We start from the raw sequence: 18,878 nt of genomic DNA, 5'->3' as shown, positions 1-18,878 counted from the left end.
CATGCTGGCGGAGCTTACGCTCGTATTGGACGTAACCCTCGCGCGAACTGACGACGGCGAAGCGGAGAATGGCAGATTCCCGCTTGCATTGTCATGAGGCGCATGGTTACGGTGACGTAATCGTGCGCCTTTTTATCGCACCCGGCTGGCCGCGGCAGGTTTGAACCTGCTGCCGCCCGCATGACGGGTCAAGGCGTACCGCTTACGGCGGCACGCCTTTTTTTGTTCCTTAAAAGTAAGAAAGGTTGAGGATATAAATGTTCGTCGTACTTAAGAAATTAAGCTGGTTTTTCAAAATGCACTGGAAGCGGTACACGATCGCCGTTATTCTGCTCACGATCGTCGGGATCATGGACGTGATTCCGCCCAAGCTCATCGGGACGGCGGTCGACGGTATCCAGCAGGGCACGATGTCCACGCGCCGGCTGACGGAGCTGCTGCTCTTCTGGGGAGGGCTTACGGTAGGCGGGTATTTAATCACCTGCGTGTGGTGGTCGCTGCTCTTCGGGTCGTCCTTCGTGCTGGAACGCACGCTTCGCTCGCGGCTGATGCAGCATTTCATGCGCATGACGCCGACCTTCTACGAGCGTAATCGCACCGGCGACTTGATGGCCCGCGCCACGAACGATCTAGGGGCGGTGTCGCAGACGGCCGGGTTCGGCATTCTGACGCTGATCGATTCGACGTTGTTCATGTGTACCATACTCGTCATGATGGCCGGAGTGATCAGCTGGAAGTTGACGCTCGCCGCGATGCTGCCGCTGCCGATCATGGCTTTGATCATGCAGCATTTCGGCAAGAAGATCCACGAGCGCTTCATGGCGCAGCAGGACGCCTTCGGCAACCTGAACGATCAGGTGCTCGAATCCGTATCGGGCGTGCGGGTCATCCGCGCGTTCGTGCAGGAGGACGCGGACCGGAAGCGATTCAGCGCGATGACCGACGAAGTGTTCAGCAAGAACATTGCCGTGGCTAAAATCGATGCGATCTTCGAGCCGACGGTCAAAATATTAGTCGGGATCAGTTACCTGATCGGCCTCTGCTATGGGGGCGTGCTCGTCTTCCGGAGCGAAATTTCGCTTGGCGAGATGGTGTCGTTCAACATGTTCCTCGGGATGCTCATCTGGCCGATGTTCGCCATCGGAGAGCTGATCAATATCATGCAGCGGGGGAATGCCTCGCTCGACCGCATCAACGAGACGCTCGGCATGAAGCCGGACGTGAAGGATGCGGAAACCACGGTCCCGATGCCCGTGCCGGAGTCGATCGAATTCAACCGGCTCACGTTCCGTTACCCGTCATCGGCCATCGATAACTTGGTCGATATCTCGTTCAAGCTCGTCAGGGGCCAGACGCTGGGCATCGTCGGCAGAACGGGGAGCGGCAAGACGACGCTGCTCAAGCAGCTCCTTCGTGAATACCCGATGGGTCAGGGAAGCTTGACGGCGGGCGGCGTCGCGCTGACGGACATCGAGCTGAATGAGATCCGCAGCTGGATGGGTTACGTACCGCAGCAGCCGATCTTGTTCAGCAAGACCATTCGCGAGAATATCGGCTACGGCGTCGCGGGCCGTGAAGTGGATGAAGAGCTGCTCGGCACCGCGCTGGAGCTGGCCGCGTTCCGCAAGGACGTGACCTTCCTGCCGGAAGGCCTCGAGACGCTGGTCGGCGAGAAGGGCGTGGCCCTCTCCGGCGGCCAGAAGCAGCGGGTCAGCATCGCCAGGGCGGTTATCGCCAATCCGGAGATTCTCATGCTGGATGACGCGCTGTCCGCGGTAGATGCCAAGACGGAGACGGAAATTCTCCAAGGCATCCGCAGAGAGCGCGCGGGCAAGACGACGCTTATCGCGACGCACCGGCTGTCGGCGGTGCAGCATGCCGATTGGATTATCGTGCTGGATGAAGGACGGATCGTGGAAGAGGGCGTGCACGAGCAGCTGCTCGCGAACAACGGCTGGTACAAGGAGCAGTATGATCGTCAGCAGCTCGCTTCCGTCGTGGAAGCGTAAGCCCCGTCGACCGTTACGGAGCACGATCGCAACGAACGGCTAAACAAGGGCAAGTATGGATAAAGAGAAGGTGACCACGCAAATGGGCAACAACGGAAAACGATTATTTCAATATGCATGGCATTACAAACGGCCGATCCTGCTGGCGCTGCTGCTGCTGGCGCTGGCGATCGCCGCGGAGCTGGTAGGCCCGTTCCTCGCCAAGCGGATGATAGACACGAACATCATGGGCATCGAGAAGCCCTGGTACCAGACCCAGTCCGAGGAGCGTTATGCGGTCTCGTATGAAGGAAGCTGGTATAAGAGGGCCGATCATTGGCTGGATAGCGAAACGAAGGGCCGCGAGGTGCGCGTCCTGCAGTCCGGCCGCAAGTATTATTTCGTCGATGCGGCGGGTGTTCCGGATAAAGGCGTCCGGGAGTTCGACAATGACAACGGAAGGCTGACGGTTACCGCGGAGGACGGCCGATCGCAGCAGTTTCCCGCGGATCAATTAAGCCGCGGCGAGACCTACGGCTTCTTCAAGCCCGAATTCCGCAGCATCTTCACGCTGGCGGGAATCTACGTCGGCTTGCTGCTCGTAGGCGCGGCGCTGGCCTATGGACAGCGCTATCTGCTCCAGGTATCCGCGAACCGGATCGTACGCAAGATGCGCAACGACGTGTTCCGCCATATTCAGGAGCTGCCGGTCCAATATTTCGATAACCTGCCGGCGGGCAAGGTGGTCGCGCGGGTGACGAACGATACGGAAGCCATTCGCGAGCTGTACGTATCCGTGCTGGCGAATTTCTTCTCCGGAATCATTTATATGACGGCCATCATCGGCGCGTTGTTCATCCTGGACGAGACGCTGGCCCTCATCGCGCTGCCGCTGCTGCCGATCTTATATCTCTGGATCGTCGTCTACCGCAAGTTCGCGTCGCGCTTCAACCACGTCATCCGCTCGCGACTGAGCGACATTAACGGGATGATCAACGAATCGATTCAGGGCATGCCGATCATTCAGGTCTTCCGCCGGGAGAAAGAAACGATGTCGGAGTTCCACGTGATGAACGACGAATATTTCAAATACCAGAACAAGCTGCTGACGCTGAACTCCGTGACGAGCCACAACCTGGTGAACGTGTTCCGCAACGTGATTTTTCTCCTCGTCATCTGGATGTTCGCCGGCGGCTCGCTGAGCGCGGCGGTATCGGTCGGCGTCCTGTACGCGTTCATCGATTATATGAACCGGATGATGCAGCCGATCGTCGGCATCGTGAACCAGCTGTCCAACCTGGAGGTCGCGCGGGTGTCGGCGGAGCGGGTATTCGCGCTGCTAGACGAGCCGGGCGTCCAGGTGTCGGAGGAGCGGATGAAGCGGTATACGGGCAACGTTGCGTTCGAGGACGTTTCCTTCGGGTATAAGGCGGGCGAGGACGTGCTGAAGAACATCAGCTTCCAAGCGAAGCAGGGCGAGACGGTCGCACTAGTGGGCCATACCGGCTCGGGCAAAAGCTCGATTCTGAACCTGCTCTTCCGGTTCTACGACGTCGACCGCGGCTCGATCACGATCGACGGCATCGATGCGCGCGAGCTGACGAAGCAGCAGCTTCGCGAGCATATGGGCATCGTGCTGCAGGATCCGTTCCTGTTTACCGGCACGATCGCTTCGAACGTCAGTTTGGACGATCCGTCGATTACGCGGGATAAGGTCGAGCAGGCGCTTCGCGACGTCGGGGCGTATGACATGTTCATGCAGCTGCCGGGCGGCTTGGATGAGCCGGTCATCGAGAAGGGGAGCACGTTGTCGGCAGGACAGCGCCAGCTGATCTCGTTCGCGCGCGCGCTGGCGTTCGATCCGGCGATTCTGATCCTGGACGAAGCGACGGCCAGCATCGATACCGAGACCGAAGCCATTATCCAGCAAGCGCTGGACGTGCTCAAGCGGGGGCGTACGACGTTCGTTATCGCCCACCGGCTGTCGACCATCCGGGCGGCGGACCAAATTCTCGTGCTCGACCGCGGCCGCATCGTGGAACGAGGCAATCACGACGCGTTGATGGAGACGGGCGGCAAATATTACGCGATGTACCAGCTGCAGCAAGGCGGAGTCGTAGCGATAGGCGCATAACTAGACAGCGAAGGAGACTTTCAGTTGAGCAAAGCATTATCCAGGGCGCTACCGGTAAGCGCGACCGTATTTCCGATCTTATTCGCGATCAGCATCGTCCATCTATTGAACGATACGATGCAATCCACCGTCACGGCGCTGTTTCCGATCCTGCGCGATTCGATGGACCTCAGCTATAAACAAATCGGGTTTATCGCATTTGCCATGAACATGACGGCTGCCCTGATCCAGCCGATGGTGGGCACGATGGCGGACCGGCGTCCCCGTCCTTACATTTTGCCGGTCGGAGTATGCTTCACGCTGGTGGGCGTGGTCGCGCTTGCGGTTGCGCCGCAATATGCGTACCTGGTCATCGCGGTGATGATGATCGGCATCGGTTCGGCGATCTTTCATCCGGAATCGTCGCGCGTTGCCTATATGGCTGCCGGAGCGAGGAGGGGCTTGGCGCAGTCGATCTTCCAAGTAGGCGGCAATATCGGCGGTGCGCTCGGACCGATCATGAGCGCGGCCATCTTCGTCCCGCTTGGGCAAATCAGCGTGCTGTGGTTCTCGATTGCGGCGATCGCCGCGATCGTCATTCAGAGCTTCGTCGCGCGCTGGTATAGTCAGAACATCCTGCAGCCGCGTCCGGCCGCATCCAAATCCAAGGCCGCCGGCGGCGTGAAGAAGGATCGGGCCGCGGGATCGGGCCTCTCGCAGCGGCAGGTGGTCTGGGCGATTATCGTGCTCGTGTCCCTGGTGATGACGAAGCATGTGTACATGTCCAGCATTTCCAGCTATTACAGCTTTTATCTCATCGATAATTACGGCGTCTCGGTATCGCATGCGCAGTTGATCTTATTCGCGTTCCTCGCGGCATCGGCGGCGGGGACGTTCTTCGGCGGACCGCTTGCCGACCGTTACGGACGGCGCAATATCATTTGGTTCTCGATTCTCGGCACGGCGCCGTTCTCCATCCTGCTGCCGTACTGCAACTTGTTCTGGACGGGCGTGATGTGCGTGTGCGCGGGATTCGTGCTGTCGTCGGCGTTCTCCATTATCGTCGTGTTCGCGCAGGAGCTGATGCCGGGCAAAGTGGGGCTCGTATCGGGGTTGTTCTTCGGGCTCGCGTTCGGTATCGGCGGCCTGGGGTCGGCCGTGCTGGGCTGGATCGCCGATTCCACCAGCATCGAATATATCATGAAGCTGTGCGCCTATCTGCCGCTGCTCGGCATTCTGGCGGTATTCCTGCCGAAGGATGAGCGTTTGCGGGCTTAGTGCCGCGTCGAGTCAAATCATGCAGAGCGAAGCGAGTTCGGTGCTTCCGCTCTGTTTTTTTTATTGGAGGAAGAGATGTCGAGAGTACGAGTCGAGGGGAACGATTAGCTTAGAGGGTCATGCATCATCGCGCAGCCTGTACGCGGCTACACGGGCTGCAGCGACCGAGACGGCAGCCGGCCGCGGAACGTGCCGCTTCGCCCGTTGCGCTTCGCGGCGTACAAAGCTTTATCGCAGCAGGTATACAGCGTCTCCAGCTCTGTATACGGGTCGGGGACGAGCGTAAGCACGCCCATGCTGATGGTGTAGGTGATGGGGAGGCCGGCAATCATCGTTCCCTTGAGCGCGTGGTTAACTCGCTCGGCGAGCGCATTGGAAGCCGCTTCGTCCTTGCCCGGCAGCAGTAAGCCGAATTCATCGCCCCCGTAACGGACGAACAAGTCGTCATGTCCCAAATTCTGCCGGATGCGCGAGGTCAGGTCCTGGAGCACTTGGTCCCCGACGTGGTGGCCGTACGTATCGTTGATGTTCTTGAACCAGTCGATATCGAACAGCAGGTAAGACAGCGGGGCTCCCTTCTTGGCGTGATCCGCGAGGCATCGTCCCGCGCGTTCGGCGAAGGTTCTGCGATTCAAGGCGCCCGTGAGATCGTCGTAGCTGGCCAGGCGGACCAGCTCTTGATTGGACCGCTCCTTCAAGAGCAGCACGAAGGCCATGTTCTCCATGATCGTAATGAGATAGAGCGCCAAGGTCGCGATCATCTGATACTGGCCCGAGGTGTAAAAGCTTGTCGGGATCGACGCATCGAAGAACAGTGCGGCGGCGCCTCTGGCCAGCGTACCCGCGAGCGTAAGCAGATACAGACAGCCCATCAATCGCAGGAGCAAGGAGTGATTTTTCCCGAACGCCAAGCGGTAGGCCGGCAGCAGCAGCAGGGCGAACACGAAGGAACAGTAGGCAATCCGGATGTTTTCTTCGTTGTGTACGAGCAGAATCAGATGAAAGCCGGCGATGCTTACCGCGGTAAATCCGAGATAGATCATCTTGGTCATCGGGCGAAGCTCGCCCCGCAGACGCAATAGCGCGATGATTTCCAAGGCGGCTCCGGCAAGCAGAATGGAGTTCGCGAACGAGATGGACAAGAAGTCGGCGATCTCCCCGCGCAGGATCATCAAGTACCAAGAAAGCATTTGAGCGGATTTGGCAATGAAGAACATCTTGACCGTCGCAGCCTTCATATGTTCATGCCAGTACGCGCTGACGAGAACGAACGTGAAGATATATCCGATCCCAAGCGAGAGCAATACGGTTTGGGAGTCCAACAGCAACATCATGGTGAGCCACCAGCTTTTAATAGAATAGACATAGTTTAAGTATACAAAAGTCAGGGGGACTTTTGAACTACGGATTTGGGCCTAGTGTGGACAAGCTGCGAACGGGGCGCATAAAAAAAGGCCGTGACGGCCGCCGGATAGGCAGCCTGCACGGCCATATAGCGATAGGAATCAGAGGCTTGCGAGGTAGGCGTCAAGCTGATCGAACGTGCCGCCGAAGCCTTGCTGCATGGAATCGAACATGCCTTTGAAGAACGCGTGCTCCGCCGGGGTCGCGCGGTGAGGGCCGCCGTCGATCGTAATGGTGGTTCGGCCGTCCTGCTCGGCGAACGTGACGGTATTCATCACTTCGAGCGGGAATTCAGGCGCGAACGGAGGACGCAGCGTGCCGCCCTCTTCGTCCGAGAACGAGTTCGTGAAGACGATTTTCTCGGGCGCGACGATTTCATGATAGACGAATTTGCCCCACATTTTATGGCCGTCCGGGGTGCTCATGCTGTAGTGGAACATGCCGCCCGGACGCAGATCCAGCTTGGCGACGTCGATGGTCACGCCTTTGGGGCCCCACCAATGCTGCAGGTGCTTGGCCTCCGTCCATACTTGGAACACTAGCTCGCGCGGTGCGTTGAAGGTACGGGAAATGACTAATCTTGCTTCCTCCGTAAGGTTGGCTTCGGTATTCGCTGCTTGGTTATCGGTCATTTCAATTCCTCCAATGTAGGATTAGATTAGGTAGAGGTGCTGCCGTCTTTTCGTTGGTTCGCAGGTCAATCGTGCCGCTCCGTATTCATAGCCTTCCCTTGCAGTTCGTGCAAATAAACGTTCGGAAGACGAGGTACGGCGAAGCAGGGATATATCGCTCACGAATCGAATATACTTTAAACGGAATATTCCTGTCAAGGAATATATAATGACGTATTCTCCCGGACATTATTTTTCCAATTCGCCAACACTCCGCTCCTTCGCGCGTTATCCTATACGTAAGCCATTTGATGGACTGGGGGAATGCGGAGTGGAAGAGGTTGCTCAAGGCATTACGATCGAAAACGTGGGGATGCTGGATCTGACCGGGAAGCAGGAGGATGATCTGTCGGGCGTTACGCTGATTCAAAACGTAGGCCTTATTCTCGTGCCGCAAGCGTTAACGGCCGCGCTGATGAAGATCGCGCAGAAGAACGTCGGCTTGACCGTGACGCTGCCCGAACCTTCGGCGAACGGCAAGCTGAAGGTAATCAGCGGCCAGGTAACGATAGGCGGGGAGGCCTTCGCCAACGAGAACGGTTCCGCCGACGACGTGCTCGTCATCGTAGGTCAGGTCATCGTGACCTCGCCCGTCGCCAAGATCGGGTTCGGCGAAGTGCACGCCGCCGGACAGTTTATTTTTCCCAAGGCATCGGAAGCCATCCTTGCCGGAGGCATAACGCGGTTGGCGGGACAAATCGTGTACTACCACAAAGAAGCGCCGCGTCTGTTCGTCGGCAACGACACGTTCTCCAAGGGTTTCTTCGAGCTATTCGATACCCCGATGTCGATGGTGCTGGTCGGAGATTTCGAATTCGAGTCCGACGTGGATATCGCGCTGCTCAAGCAGAAGGTCACGGAGATCGTCCTGGTCGGCAGCCTGAAGGCGCCGAAGCCGCTCGTGCCGCTGCTGCAGCTGCTGGCGGTTACGAAGCTCGGCGACATTATCGGCATCGAGCCTGCGGATATGTTGGATGCTGCGGGTGCAGAGTGAACCACCGCGAATTATTTCACGGCTTGTACGCCGCGCACTCGAAGCAGCTCTTCTCCTTCCTGCTAGGCCGCACGAACGATCGCGAGCTTGCGGCAGACTTGCTGCAGGACGTCTATCTGCGGGCATGGAATCGCAGGGAGTCGGTCGATCGGATTGCGCCCGCCGAGCGGATCTACTGGCTCTTCAGCGTAGCGGCCAACCGCTTGAAGGACGAGTACCGGCGCACCGCGAACCAGAAGAAAGCGGAGGAGCGGCTGCGTGCCGCTCCAGCGGACGGCGAAGGCGACCTGTCGGGCGTCGTAGCCGGACGCGAGCGGGTTCGGGAGCTGGAAGCGAGGATGAACGATCTGCCGGACGAGCTGCGCTGCATCTTGACGATGAAGGTGCTGGGCGAGCTGAACAGCGTGCAGATCGGCGCGATCCTGCAGCAGCCTCCGGGAACGATTCGATATAAAATTTTGCAGGCGCGCAGGCTCCTGGCCGAGCAGCTGAAGCTGCTGGAGACGGTTCCGACCGGCGAGAAGGGGGATCTGCATGCGCGAAGGCGATAGGAATGAAGCTAACATGAATGCAGACGGTATGGATAAATTTAGCATAAATGCAGACGACATGAACGAATCTAGCATGAACAAGCATAGTGAAAACGAATATAGCGCGAACGAACTGCCTGCCGGCGTTGACCGCGAGCTGGATTGGCTGCTGGGCGAGTGGGCCGAGCAGGCGTGGCTGGGCGTCCAGCCGCAGGAACCCGGAGAGCTCCGCGATATGATCGTCATTCGCAAGGAATGGGGCTATGAATGGTGGCAGCAATTGTTCAACCGCGTGCCGCTTCAATCCGCTTATCCGCCGTTCAAGGATTGGGCGCAGGCGGTTTGAACGGGCAAGGACTGTAAGACAGCTTTAGCGTGCCCGAGGCGTTCCAAGAGGAGAAGTCACAAAGAAGGCTCGCGCCATACATGGCGGAGCCTTCTTAGTCGTTGTTATTGCTGTATGCGGGATTCTCGGCTCAGCGGATCAAACGCAAGTGAACGCATCGATGCGCTGCAGATCGAAGCCGGAGAACATCCAGAAGAAGCCGTTCCAGCGAAATCCCGAGATGGATGTCCGTCCGACGAAGACGGGGTAGAACCAGAAGCCTTGACCGCTGCGCGGCCAGATATAAGTGTTGCGGAATAGGCAGCGTGAAATGGCGCCCGGATCGATGGCGAGCGTCGATGCCGAGAGCGGCTTTATGGGAACGCTCTGCGGCGGCGGCGAGGACGGGGGCTGCTGCGCGCCCTGCGGCCCGATGGGAGGCATAAAGGCCATATGGATCACTCCTTGTTAGTCGACTGCCTCTGATGGCTCAGTGCAGCAGCGTAATGGCAAGCAGATTGAACAATACCAGAGGCAGCACGGGGTTGTTGTAATAGGGATTGAATCCGCCCCCTGGGAAAAATCCGCGGGCATAACCTTCGTTCGACAGGCAGATGTAGAGGATGCTCTTGTCGCAATGGACGATATGTCCTTCAAAAACATCGCCGTCCACCGTTTCCACTTTCACCAGGCGGTTCGCGTGCTGGCCGCAAAGCTGATGGAGATGGTCGTTGATCGAGCGCAGCATTTGATGCGCCTCGGCATTGCACTGATAGATCGGCGTATGGCCTTGCTGTAGCGTTTTAGACGAGCTCATGGTTGGATGACCTCCGTTATAAACATGGTTCATCCTATGCGAATGCCCAGTTCGGGGTGACAAAATGCCGGAACGATTGTGACTTCCGAACGGAAGACGTATACTCCGAATGGAAGCCTATACCAGACGAGGAGGCGCTGCACGGGTGAACGCTTATTTTATTTTGACCGACCTGGAAGGTGCGGCCGGCATAGACAGTTTTACGCAGACGCGGCCCGGGGACGGATACCCCGAACGCGTGGAGGAAGCGAAGCGGCTGCTGGCGCAGGAGGTGAATGCCTGCATGGCCGGCATTCGCTCGGCGGATCCGGATTGCCGCATCGACGTATGGGACGGCCATGGGCCGGGCGGACTGAACGAGGCCGACCTGGAAGACGGACGCTATCTGCGCACGGGCGAGCCGTATAAGAGCCTGGCCGGTTACGATGCGCTGCTTTTCGTGGGACAGCATGCCATGGCCGGCACTTATAATGCGCCCTTATGCCATACCTACAGTTCCAAAACGATTGCGTATATGAAGCTGAACGAGACGTTCATCGGCGAATTCGGGGCCAGGGCGCTGATTGCGGGCCTTCAAGGCGTGCCGACGGTCTTTATCTCCGGCGATGACAAGGCCATCCTGGAGGCGCAGCTATTCGTGCCGGGCATTGAGGCCGTCGTCGTAAAGCGCGGGCAAGGAAGGGAAGCGGCCGTTCACATGGATCGGAAGGAGGCTTGCAGGCTGATCCGGGAAGGTGCGGCAAGCGCGGTGAGGCGGCGGCCGGACATCGAACCGCTGACGGCCTTCGCATCGCCGTACTGTCTGGAGATCGGGTATCTGCAGCCGTTAGAGGCGGATGCAATCGGGAGCGATCCGGACGTCGAATATGTTAACGACCGCACGGTGCGCATGCACCGAACCGATCTGCTCCAGCTGCCGCTATGAATCGAACATACTAGGCTTCGGAAAATAGGATCCGAACAGGGCAGGAGTTCCTCGGGGGCTCCTGCCCGGGCGCTGTGGCATCCCGAAACTTGTCACGTATCTTGTCATTGACAACCCGGGAGCAACCGTTTATAGTTTTATTGATATTGATAATCGTTATCATTTAGTGCGGGGCATTAAACAACTAAAGGAGAGAGAATTAGAAATGAAGAAGCTCGTCATTATTCCGATGCTCGTGGCGCTTATGGTCGTCCTTAGCGCATGCGGCAGCAAATCGAATAACAACGGTAACGAGGGAGCGCCCGCGAACAGCGGGAATGCGGCCGCGACGGAGCAGAACGGCAATGCCGAGACGACAGGGAATGGCAATGCGACGGCCGAGAACGAACCGGCCGCGGGCACGATCGCATACCAATCGGAGACGGGCGAAGTCGAGGTTCCGGCTAATCCCCGGCGCATCGTAGCGCTGACGAACGGACCGAACGTCATCTCGGCCGGCGGCACGCTGGTCGGCGTGGACGAATGGACGGAGAAGAACCCGCTGTTCAAGGATAAGCTGGCGGGCGTAGAGGTCGTATCGCCGGACGACCTGGAGAAGATCATCGAGCTGAAGCCGGACCTGATCATCGGCAGCCCGGACATGAAGACGCTCGATAAGCTCAAGGAAATCGCGCCTACGGTCGTCTACACGTGGGGCAAGCTGGATTACCTGGCACAGCAATTGGAGATCGGCAAGCTGCTGAACAAAGAGAAGGAAGCTCAGGCGTGGATCGACGATTTCAAGAAGCGTTCTTCGGAGCTTGGCAGCGAAGTCAAAGCGAAGATCGGCGACAAAGCAACCGTATCGGTCATCGAGACGGATTCGAAGAGCTTCTACGTGTTCGGCAACGCTTGGGCGCGCGGAACGGAGATTCTGTATCAGGCGATGGGCTTGAACATGCCGGATAAGGTGAAGCAGGATGCGCTCGGGCCGGGCTACTACACGTTGTCCTCGGAAGTGCTGTCGCAGTATGCGGGCGATTATGTCGTCCTTAGCCGGAGCACGGCTGTCGACAACGCGTTCATGAAGACGAGCGTGTGGACCAGCATCCCGGCCGTCAAGAACAAGCATGTCATCGAGATCGACACGGAAGCGTCCACGTACAGCGACCCGACGACGCTCGACTATTTGTTGGATATTTTCAAAAAAGGCTTCCTCGGCGAGTAAGTTAGTTACCGCCGAGAACTCGGCATCCGCAGCAAAAAAAGCTGAGCGGGCACCTTCAGGGTTCAATCCTTGAAGGTGTCTTTGCGTTTATTGCGCCGGGCAGCAGGAACGAAGCTGCGCACGTTGAACTCCTACATTATGGAAATACATGTGAGCGGCCGGGAATCCTACTGAAGGGCTCCCGGCTTTCTTTCGTACGGCGTTAGATTCCGCAGCGAGGAGGAGGAGCCAGCCCGACGACATGACCATCCATTAGAACAGCCTCAAAGCAAGTCGAACACATGATATAATCGATCCAGGCTTTAGATTGACGGAACTGGAAGGGTGATGGACATGAGCGTCATTCGCTTGGAGAACGTGACGAAGAAATACGAAGAGTCCTTGATCTTCCGCGATATTTATTTTCGCGTGAGCCAAGGCGAGCGCATCGGTCTGATCGGCCGGAACGGCGCGGGCAAGTCGACGGTGTTCAAGCTGATTCTAGGCCAGGAGGAACCGACATCCGGCAAAGTGGAGCTTGATCCCAAGGCGAAGATCGGCTATTTCTCGCAATTTTCGGAGCTGCGCGGCAGCTTGTCCGTCCAGCAGGAGCTGGAGCTGTGCTTCGAGCAGGTGGCTTTGATCGAGCGGGAGCTGCAGGAGGTCGGAGAGAAGCTGGGCACGGTTGAGGGCGACGGCGAGATGGAAACGCTGCTCGCCAGACAGGCCGAGCTGTTCGAGCAGATGGAGCATCTGGACGGCTGGAACGTATCGGTCGAAATCAACACGGAGCTGACCAAGCTCGGCTTCAATGACCGATCGCGCCATCAGCCCGTCGACGAGCTGTCCGGCGGCTGGCGGAACCGGGCCGCGCTCGCCAAGATGCTGATTCAGCTGCCCGACGTCGTGCTGTTGGACGAGCCGACGAACTACTTGGATATCGAGGGCATCGCGTGGCTCGAGCAATGGTTGTTCCGATTTAACGGCGCCATGATCCTGGTGTCGCATGACCGGCAGTTTCTCGATAAGGTGGTCACGCGGACGATCGAGATCGAGAACTATCATTTTCAGGAATACGAAGGCAATTACACCGACTATATTCGCAAGAAGAAGATGCGCAAGAAGGAGCTGGACCGCCAGTTCGAGTGGGAGGAAGAGCTGCTGCTCATGGAGTCGGAAGCGATCGACACCCGCGCGAGCCGCAAGTCTGCCAAGGACCGCTTGTCCCGCAAGCTGGCGGACAACAAGAAACGCATCGAGCCGCATCCCGTCAACGTGCTGATCACGGATATTTACGAACGGCTTCGGTTTCCCGACAAGCTGGCCGAGGTGAAGGGCATCGGGCAGAGCTACGACGGGCGGGAGATTTTCCGGAACGTCAGCTTCGATATTCAGAAGGAAGACCGCCTGGTCATTACAGGTCCTAACGGAAGCGGGAAGTCCACGCTGATCAAGGTGCTCACGGGGCAGGAGAAGCCGGAAACGGGCGAAGTAACGTGGGAGAAGGGCGTGGACTACGCGTACTTCAACCGGACGTGGGACGAGCTGGATCCCAAGGATACCGTCAGCCACGCGGTCAATACGTACGGATTGGGATTGGATGCGCCGCGCAAGAAGGTGAACAAGTTCCTATCCATGCTGCAATTCTCGGAAATGGATCTCAGCAAGACCATCGGCCATCTGTCCGGCGGCCAGAAGGCGCGTGTCGCACTTGCCAAATGCCTGCTCTCCGGCGCCGCGGTCATCATCCTGGACGAGCCCACCAACCATCTGGACCTCACGAGCATTCAGGTCATGGAGCAGGCGTTGATTCATTTTCCCGGCGCGGTCGTTACGGTCAGCCATGATCGCTTCTTCATCGATAAGATCGGCACGAAGATGCTGGTCTTCGATCCGGAAACGGGTATAAGCGAGCAGGCGCTGTAGCTTGAGAAGCTTCTGATCGCGATGGGCGCGAACAATAAGCATGAAGGAAAGGGGAGATGTCGAGTGGTGACGGAAGAATGCCTGCGCGAGGACATCCAGGAGCTGCTGCATGCGTACCTGGAGGAGCTGTCCTCGCCGATCGACTCCTTCTTGGAGGAGCACATCCTGGCTTCGGCTTTCTACGGCATGCGGGACGAAGCGGAACCCATTGGTTATTACGCGATTCATGACGGGCAGCTGGTCACGCAATTTTACGTTCGTCCATCCCATCGCAAGCATGCGCAGCATTTGTTCGGCGGCATGCTGGAACGTCACGCCGTGAAGGCGCTCTTCGTTCCCACCTGCGACGAGCCGTTCCTCAGCTTGGCGATCGACAAGGACTTGAGCATTCAGAAGCAGGCGTATTTCTTTCAGGAAAGCGACGCGGCGGCCCAGATTGAAGACGACCCGGCGTTTCGAATGGCCGGCGTAGACGACCTTGGCGCAATCGAGCTCGTCTGCGGCGGCTTCCTGGATCGCTACGAGCAGCGCATCGCGAACGGCGAGCTCTTCGTCTACCGTCGCGGGAGCGACTTATTAGGCATTGGCATCGTCGAGCGCTCCAAGCTGTCCGACGGACAAGCGAGCATCGGGATGTTCACGAACGAGGACTTCAGGAGGCAGGGAGTCGGAAGAACGATCATTCGTCAGCTTCGGAAATGGTGCAGCGGCCAAGGATTAACCCCCGTCTGCGGGTGCTGGTACTATAACGATGCCTCGAAGCAGACGCTCGAGAGCGCAGGCATGGTGACGAAGACGAGACTGCTGCGCGTTCAGCTTTAGTTGGTGCAGCTTTAATTATTTCGGCTCTAGTGAGTTCGGTTTTAAATGAGTTCCGTTTGAATTGTCCAGCCGCAAAGGTTCAGCGCCAACCGCATTGACCATCTTCGCAACCGACAAGGAGGATATCCAGTTATGAGAACGATCCTTTGCCTGCGCGCGTTTACGCCCGAGCAGCAAGCAGCCGTGCGCAGCGCGGCGCCGAATGAAACGATCGTGTTCGGACAAGCGTCCGAGCTGGAAGACCGCGATTATCTAGAAGCCGAAGTCATCTTGGGCTGGGATGCCAAGGTGAAAGACATTGCGCTGCGGGAAGATTCCAAGCTTCGCTGGGTGCAGAGCTGGTCCTCCGGCATCGATAGCCTGCCGCTCGACCTGCTGGAGCGGCGCGGCATCCTGCTGACGGATGCCAGCGGCGTTCATGCCCGCTCGGTATCCGAGACGGCCGCAGCCATGATGCTGGGCCTGTCGCGGGGCATTGTCTCCGCCGTTCGCAATCAACGGGAGCAGCGCTGGGAAAGCCCGGAGACGCTGGCCGAGATGAACGGCGGCACGGTCGCGATCATCGGCGCCGGCGAGATCGGCCGCGAGGTCGCCCGGCTTGCGCGCGCGTTCGACATGCGCATCGCAGCCGTCAGCCGGTCGGGACGCTCGGTGCCGGAGGCGGATGTCGTCTACGATACGGCCGGGCTCGACGATGCGCTGCGGGAGGCGGATTATGTCGTCAACATCCTGCCGCTCACGGACGAGACGCGGCATCTGTTCCATGCCGAGCGATTCGCCGTCATGAAGCGCAGCGCGTATTTCATTAATGTCGGCCGCGGGGCCACGGTACGGACGGATGACTTGGTCGCGGCGCTGAACCAAGGCGTGATCGCGGGTGCCGGGCTCGACGTGTTCGAGCAGGAGCCGCTGCCTGCCGGGCATCCGCTGTGGGCGATGGAGAACGTGATCGTAACGCCGCATAATGCCGGCGGGATGACCGTCCGCAACAATGAGCGGCTGATTCGCCTGTTCGCTTCCAATCTGGGAATCTATTTGTCCAGCGGACCGGGGAAGCTGCGCAATCTGGTTGACTACGGCAAGAAGTATTAACAGCTAACGGCGCCCGGTCGCCCGCCCTGCTCCCGGCTCCTGCTCTCGGCGCGACCCTGTGCCCGGAGTCCGGGCTTTCAGGAGCGGGTGCTGCCGGGAAGGGAACAAGCAAGGGCAACCCCGTATAATCGGGCACGAAAAGTCGGATGCGCGCGTGCGATCCTTGTTATCCTTTATGCAGAGGAGGTCAGACGAATGGATGCGCTGAAGCATATGAACGAGGCGATGGCCTATATCGAGGATCACCTTGCGGGCGAGATCGACGTGAAGGAAGCGGCGAAGCGGGCCTGCTGCTCCGACTACCATTTTCAACGGATGTTCTCCTTCCTGGCGGGCATCCCGCTGTCGGAGTACATTCGCCGCAGGCGCCTGACGCTTGCCGCCTTCGAGCTCGGAGGGAGCGACGTCAAGGTGATCGACGTGGCGTTGAAATACGGGTACGGCTCTCCCGATTCCTTCGCGCGCGCGTTTCAGCTGCTGCACGGCATGACGCCTTCGCAGGCTCGGATCGCCGGCGAGTCGCTGACCGCCTATTCGGCCATGACCTTCCAACTGGCTATCAAAGGAGGAAGCGCAATGAATTATCGCATCGTAGAGAAAGACGCATTCCGTATCGCGGGCATCATGAAGAGAGTCCCGATCGTGTTCAATGGGGTCAATCCCGACATTGCCGCCATGTGGCAAAGCTTGGACCCGGACAAGATCCAAGCGCTTAAGGACCTGTCCAATGTAGAGCCGGAGGGGCTGATCAGCGCATCCGTCAACTTCTCGGAGGACAGAATGGAGGAGAAGGGCGGGCTGGACCACTTTATCGGCGCGGCGACGACGAAGGCGTGCCCGGATCATCTTGCGCAGCTGGACGTCGAAGCCTCGACATGGGCCGTGTTCGAAGCCGTCGGCCCCTTCCCGGAGACGCTGCAGAACGTGTGGGGACGCATCTACTCCGAATGGTTCGTGTCCGCGAGCTACGAGCAGAGCCCGGGCCCGGAGATGCTGTGGAACGCGGATAAGGACGTGACCTCGCCCGTCTTCCGGAGCGAGATTTGGATTCCGGTCAAGAAGAAGCAGATTTAAGCCTGCCTAGGCTCACGAGAGCCCCGATTTCCATTCGTGGAGATTGAGGCTCTTTTTTGCATTTTTGGTAGAAAAGAAAGACGGCGTCGGAAAAAATAAATTGAAATAATTGGGTTTTATTGCATGAGTATGCATGCTGCAATCCTGCGAATCCTGCGACTTTACTGGCAATGGAGCGGCTGCGGTATGGCAAAAAATTAGCTCATTTGAATTTTTAATCACCTATACAAAAAATATTAATTGGCGTTATTGTTCGGCTTTCGCTATCATTTTTTGATAAATAGTACAAATAAACCGTCACTTAATGCAAACGAAATCCGAACAATAGGAGGATTCCATGACAACCGCTGTTACGCAAGCATTCAAAGCTGCTCAGTACGTCCAATCGGTATACGAAACGGTGATCTCCCGTAATCCGAACGAGAGCGAGTTTCACCAGGCTGTAAAAGAAATCCTTGACTCCCTTATTCCGGTATTCGAGAAACACCCTCACTACGCGGAGCAAGGAATCCTGGAACGTCTCGTAGAGCCTGAGCGCATGGTTTCCTTCCGCATTCCTTGGGTTGACGATCAAGGCAAGGTTCGCGTAAACCGCGGCTTCCGCGTGCAGTTCAACAGCGCGATCGGGCCGTACAAGGGCGGCCTTCGTTTTCACCCATCCGTTAATGCCAGCATCATCAAGTTCCTCGGGTTCGAGCAAATTTTCAAAAACGCATTGACCGGCCAAGCGATCGGCGGCGGCAAAGGCGGCTCCGATTTCGATCCGAAGGGCAAGTCCGACGGCGAAATCATGCGCTTTACCCAAAGCTTCATGACGGAATTGTCCAAGTACATCGGTCAAGACACCGACGTGCCGGCAGGCGACATCGGCGTTGGCGGACGCGAGATCGGCTATATGTTCGGACAATACAAACGCCTTCGCGGCGCTTACGAGGCAGGCGTGCTGACGGGTAAAGGCATCGGCTACGGCGGCAGCTTGGCGCGTACCGAAGCGACCGGCTACGGCTGCGTGTACTTCGCGAACGAAATGCTGCAGTCCAAAGGTCTGAGCTTTCAAGGCAAGAGAGTCGTCGTATCCGGATCCGGCAACGTGTCCATCTACGCGATGGAGAAGGCGATCCAATTCGGCGCGAAAGTCGTGGCATGCAGCGATTCGAACGGTTACGTGTACGACCCGCACGGCATTGACGTGAACACGGTGAAGCGCCTGAAAGAAGTCGAGCGCAAACGGATCAGCGAGTATGTCGACGAGCATCCGCATGCGCAATACACGGAAGGCTGCTCCGACATCTGGTCGATCAAATGCGATATCGCGCTGCCTTGCGCGACGCAGAACGAGATCGACGAGGAATCGGCAAAACTGCTGGTTTCCCACGGCGTACTCGCTGTCAGCGAGGGCGCGAACATGCCTTCGACGTTGGCTGCGATCGACGTGTTCCATGAGCACGGCGTCCTGTTCGGACCGGCTAAAGCAGCGAATGCGGGCGGCGTAGCCGTATCCGCGCTGGAGATGGCCCAGAACGGCATGAGACTGTCCTGGAGCTTCGAGGAAGTGGACGCGAAGCTGCATGATATCATGCGCAACATCTACAACAGCAGCGTGCGCGCGGCGGAAGTCTACGGACGCCCGGGCAACCTGGTCGTGGGCGCGAACATCGCCGGCTTCCAACGCGTGGCTAACGCCATGCTTGCTCAAGGCATCGTGTAATCGGAATCATCCCGGCATAAATAAA

General features: G+C 58.1%; 17 protein-coding genes. 13 read left to right on the top strand and 4 right to left on the bottom strand.

The genetic code is table 11. From position 1 onward, the window contains the following. The first annotated feature begins 257 nt into the window (after positions 1-257). The 3 genes from GT003_RS20395 (at position 258) to GT003_RS20385 (ending at position 5,379) form a co-directional block, all read left to right on the top strand. Positions 258-2,009: an ABC transporter ATP-binding protein gene (locus GT003_RS20395; protein WP_161701257.1), complete on the top strand. Its 1,752-nt coding sequence runs from the start codon at positions 258-260 to the stop codon at positions 2,007-2,009. Between the two features lie 82 nt (positions 2,010-2,091). Continuing rightward, positions 2,092-4,122, top strand: a complete 2,031-nt coding sequence (locus tag GT003_RS20390; protein WP_161701255.1) for an ABC transporter ATP-binding protein — start codon at positions 2,092-2,094, stop codon at positions 4,120-4,122. A gap of 24 nt (positions 4,123-4,146) precedes the next feature. Beyond that, positions 4,147-5,379: an MFS transporter gene (locus tag GT003_RS20385; protein WP_161701253.1), complete on the top strand. Its 1,233-nt coding sequence runs from the start codon at positions 4,147-4,149 to the stop codon at positions 5,377-5,379. 146 nt (positions 5,380-5,525) lie between these two features. Here the strand turns inward: GT003_RS20385 and GT003_RS20380 are convergent, their stop codons facing one another. Both GT003_RS20380 and GT003_RS20375 read right to left on the bottom strand, forming a co-directional pair. Further along, positions 5,526-6,713, bottom strand: a complete 1,188-nt coding sequence (locus GT003_RS20380; protein ID WP_161701251.1) for a GGDEF domain-containing protein — start codon at positions 6,711-6,713, stop codon at positions 5,526-5,528. Positions 6,714-6,884: 171 nt separating this feature from the next. Next, positions 6,885-7,415, bottom strand: coding sequence for an SRPBCC domain-containing protein (locus GT003_RS20375; protein ID WP_161701248.1), 531 nt, complete (start codon positions 7,413-7,415; stop codon positions 6,885-6,887). A 310-nt stretch (positions 7,416-7,725) separates the two neighbouring features. Here GT003_RS20375 and GT003_RS20370 point away from each other — a divergent pair, with 310 nt between their 5' ends. From GT003_RS20370 to GT003_RS20360, 3 genes are all read left to right on the top strand, one after another. Next, the gene (locus GT003_RS20370) at positions 7,726-8,448 is read left to right on the top strand and encodes a hypothetical protein (RefSeq protein WP_161701246.1); all 723 of its coding nucleotides are present in this window, start codon (positions 7,726-7,728) and stop codon (positions 8,446-8,448) included. Continuing rightward, positions 8,445-8,999: a sigma-70 family RNA polymerase sigma factor gene (locus GT003_RS20365; RefSeq protein WP_161701244.1), complete on the top strand. Its 555-nt coding sequence runs from the start codon at positions 8,445-8,447 to the stop codon at positions 8,997-8,999. The genes GT003_RS20370 and GT003_RS20365 overlap by 4 nt, the downstream gene beginning before the upstream one ends. Before the next feature lie 73 nt (positions 9,000-9,072). Then, positions 9,073-9,324, top strand: coding sequence for a hypothetical protein (locus GT003_RS20360; RefSeq protein ID WP_161701242.1), 252 nt, complete (start codon positions 9,073-9,075; stop codon positions 9,322-9,324). A gap of 138 nt (positions 9,325-9,462) precedes the next feature. On the opposite strand, the gene GT003_RS20355 is transcribed toward GT003_RS20360, so the two are convergent. Together GT003_RS20355 and GT003_RS20350 are read right to left on the bottom strand one after the other, a co-directional pair. Continuing rightward, positions 9,463-9,756: a transporter gene (locus tag GT003_RS20355; RefSeq protein ID WP_161701240.1), complete on the bottom strand. Its 294-nt coding sequence runs from the start codon at positions 9,754-9,756 to the stop codon at positions 9,463-9,465. Between the two features lie 37 nt (positions 9,757-9,793). Further along, on the bottom strand, positions 9,794-10,120 hold the full coding sequence (locus tag GT003_RS20350; RefSeq protein ID WP_161701238.1) for a hypothetical protein: 327 nt from the start codon (positions 10,118-10,120) through the stop codon (positions 9,794-9,796). Between the two features lie 145 nt (positions 10,121-10,265). Here GT003_RS20350 and GT003_RS20345 point away from each other — a divergent pair, with 145 nt between their 5' ends. The 7 genes from GT003_RS20345 (at position 10,266) to gdhA (ending at position 18,853) form a co-directional block, all read left to right on the top strand. Further along, positions 10,266-11,045, top strand: a complete 780-nt coding sequence (locus tag GT003_RS20345) for a M55 family metallopeptidase (RefSeq protein WP_338045990.1) — start codon at positions 10,266-10,268, stop codon at positions 11,043-11,045. A 205-nt stretch (positions 11,046-11,250) separates the two neighbouring features. Further along, positions 11,251-12,252 carry an iron-hydroxamate ABC transporter substrate-binding protein gene (locus GT003_RS20340; protein ID WP_161701234.1) on the top strand — a complete coding sequence of 334 codons (1,002 nt, stop codon included), beginning with the start codon at positions 11,251-11,253 and terminating at the stop codon, positions 12,250-12,252. Between the two features lie 333 nt (positions 12,253-12,585). Further along, positions 12,586-14,157 carry an ABC-F family ATP-binding cassette domain-containing protein gene (locus GT003_RS20335; RefSeq protein ID WP_161701232.1) on the top strand — a complete coding sequence of 524 codons (1,572 nt, stop codon included), beginning with the start codon at positions 12,586-12,588 and terminating at the stop codon, positions 14,155-14,157. Positions 14,158-14,220: 63 nt separating this feature from the next. Continuing rightward, a complete protein-coding gene (locus GT003_RS20330; RefSeq protein ID WP_338045991.1) occupies positions 14,221-14,979 on the top strand; it encodes a GNAT family N-acetyltransferase in 759 nt (252 codons plus the stop codon). Between the two features lie 132 nt (positions 14,980-15,111). Beyond that, a complete protein-coding gene (locus GT003_RS20325) occupies positions 15,112-16,071 on the top strand; it encodes a D-2-hydroxyacid dehydrogenase (protein WP_161701228.1) in 960 nt (319 codons plus the stop codon). A 195-nt stretch (positions 16,072-16,266) separates the two neighbouring features. Beyond that, on the top strand, positions 16,267-17,145 hold the full coding sequence (locus GT003_RS20320) for an AraC family transcriptional regulator (RefSeq protein ID WP_161701226.1): 879 nt from the start codon (positions 16,267-16,269) through the stop codon (positions 17,143-17,145). Between the two features lie 337 nt (positions 17,146-17,482). After that, positions 17,483-18,853 carry an NADP-specific glutamate dehydrogenase gene (gene gdhA, locus GT003_RS20315; protein WP_161701224.1) on the top strand — a complete coding sequence of 457 codons (1,371 nt, stop codon included), beginning with the start codon at positions 17,483-17,485 and terminating at the stop codon, positions 18,851-18,853. The last annotated feature ends 25 nt before the right edge of the window (positions 18,854-18,878 follow it).

Source organism: Paenibacillus sacheonensis (assembly GCF_009909195.1).
In the GTDB taxonomy this organism is placed as follows: Bacteria; Bacillota; Bacilli; order Paenibacillales; family Paenibacillaceae; genus Paenibacillus_Z; species Paenibacillus_Z sacheonensis.
This window is presented reverse-complemented; position numbering and strand designations above follow the sequence as displayed.

What these genes read in the sequence shown, in the direction of transcription:
- GT003_RS20395 (WP_161701257.1), top strand. Translation starts at nt 258, where the DNA reads ATGTTCGTCGTACTTAAGAAATTAAGCTGGTTTTTCAAAATGCACTGG.
- GT003_RS20390 (WP_161701255.1), top strand. Translation starts at nt 2,092, where the DNA reads ATGGGCAACAACGGAAAACGATTATTTCAATATGCATGGCATTACAAA.
- GT003_RS20380 (WP_161701251.1), bottom strand. Translation starts at nt 6,713, where the DNA reads ATGATGTTGCTGTTGGACTCCCAAACCGTATTGCTCTCGCTTGGGATC.
- GT003_RS20375 (WP_161701248.1), bottom strand. Translation starts at nt 7,415, where the DNA reads ATGACCGATAACCAAGCAGCGAATACCGAAGCCAACCTTACGGAGGAA.
- GT003_RS20360 (WP_161701242.1), top strand. Translation starts at nt 9,073, where the DNA reads ATGAACAAGCATAGTGAAAACGAATATAGCGCGAACGAACTGCCTGCC.
- GT003_RS20355 (WP_161701240.1), bottom strand. Translation starts at nt 9,756, where the DNA reads ATGGCCTTTATGCCTCCCATCGGGCCGCAGGGCGCGCAGCAGCCCCCG.
- GT003_RS20350 (WP_161701238.1), bottom strand. Translation starts at nt 10,120, where the DNA reads ATGAGCTCGTCTAAAACGCTACAGCAAGGCCATACGCCGATCTATCAG.
- GT003_RS20340 (WP_161701234.1), top strand. Translation starts at nt 11,251, where the DNA reads ATGAAGAAGCTCGTCATTATTCCGATGCTCGTGGCGCTTATGGTCGTC.
- GT003_RS20335 (WP_161701232.1), top strand. Translation starts at nt 12,586, where the DNA reads ATGAGCGTCATTCGCTTGGAGAACGTGACGAAGAAATACGAAGAGTCC.
- GT003_RS20325 (WP_161701228.1), top strand. Translation starts at nt 15,112, where the DNA reads ATGAGAACGATCCTTTGCCTGCGCGCGTTTACGCCCGAGCAGCAAGCA.
- GT003_RS20320 (WP_161701226.1), top strand. Translation starts at nt 16,267, where the DNA reads ATGGATGCGCTGAAGCATATGAACGAGGCGATGGCCTATATCGAGGAT.
- gdhA (WP_161701224.1), top strand. Translation starts at nt 17,483, where the DNA reads ATGACAACCGCTGTTACGCAAGCATTCAAAGCTGCTCAGTACGTCCAA.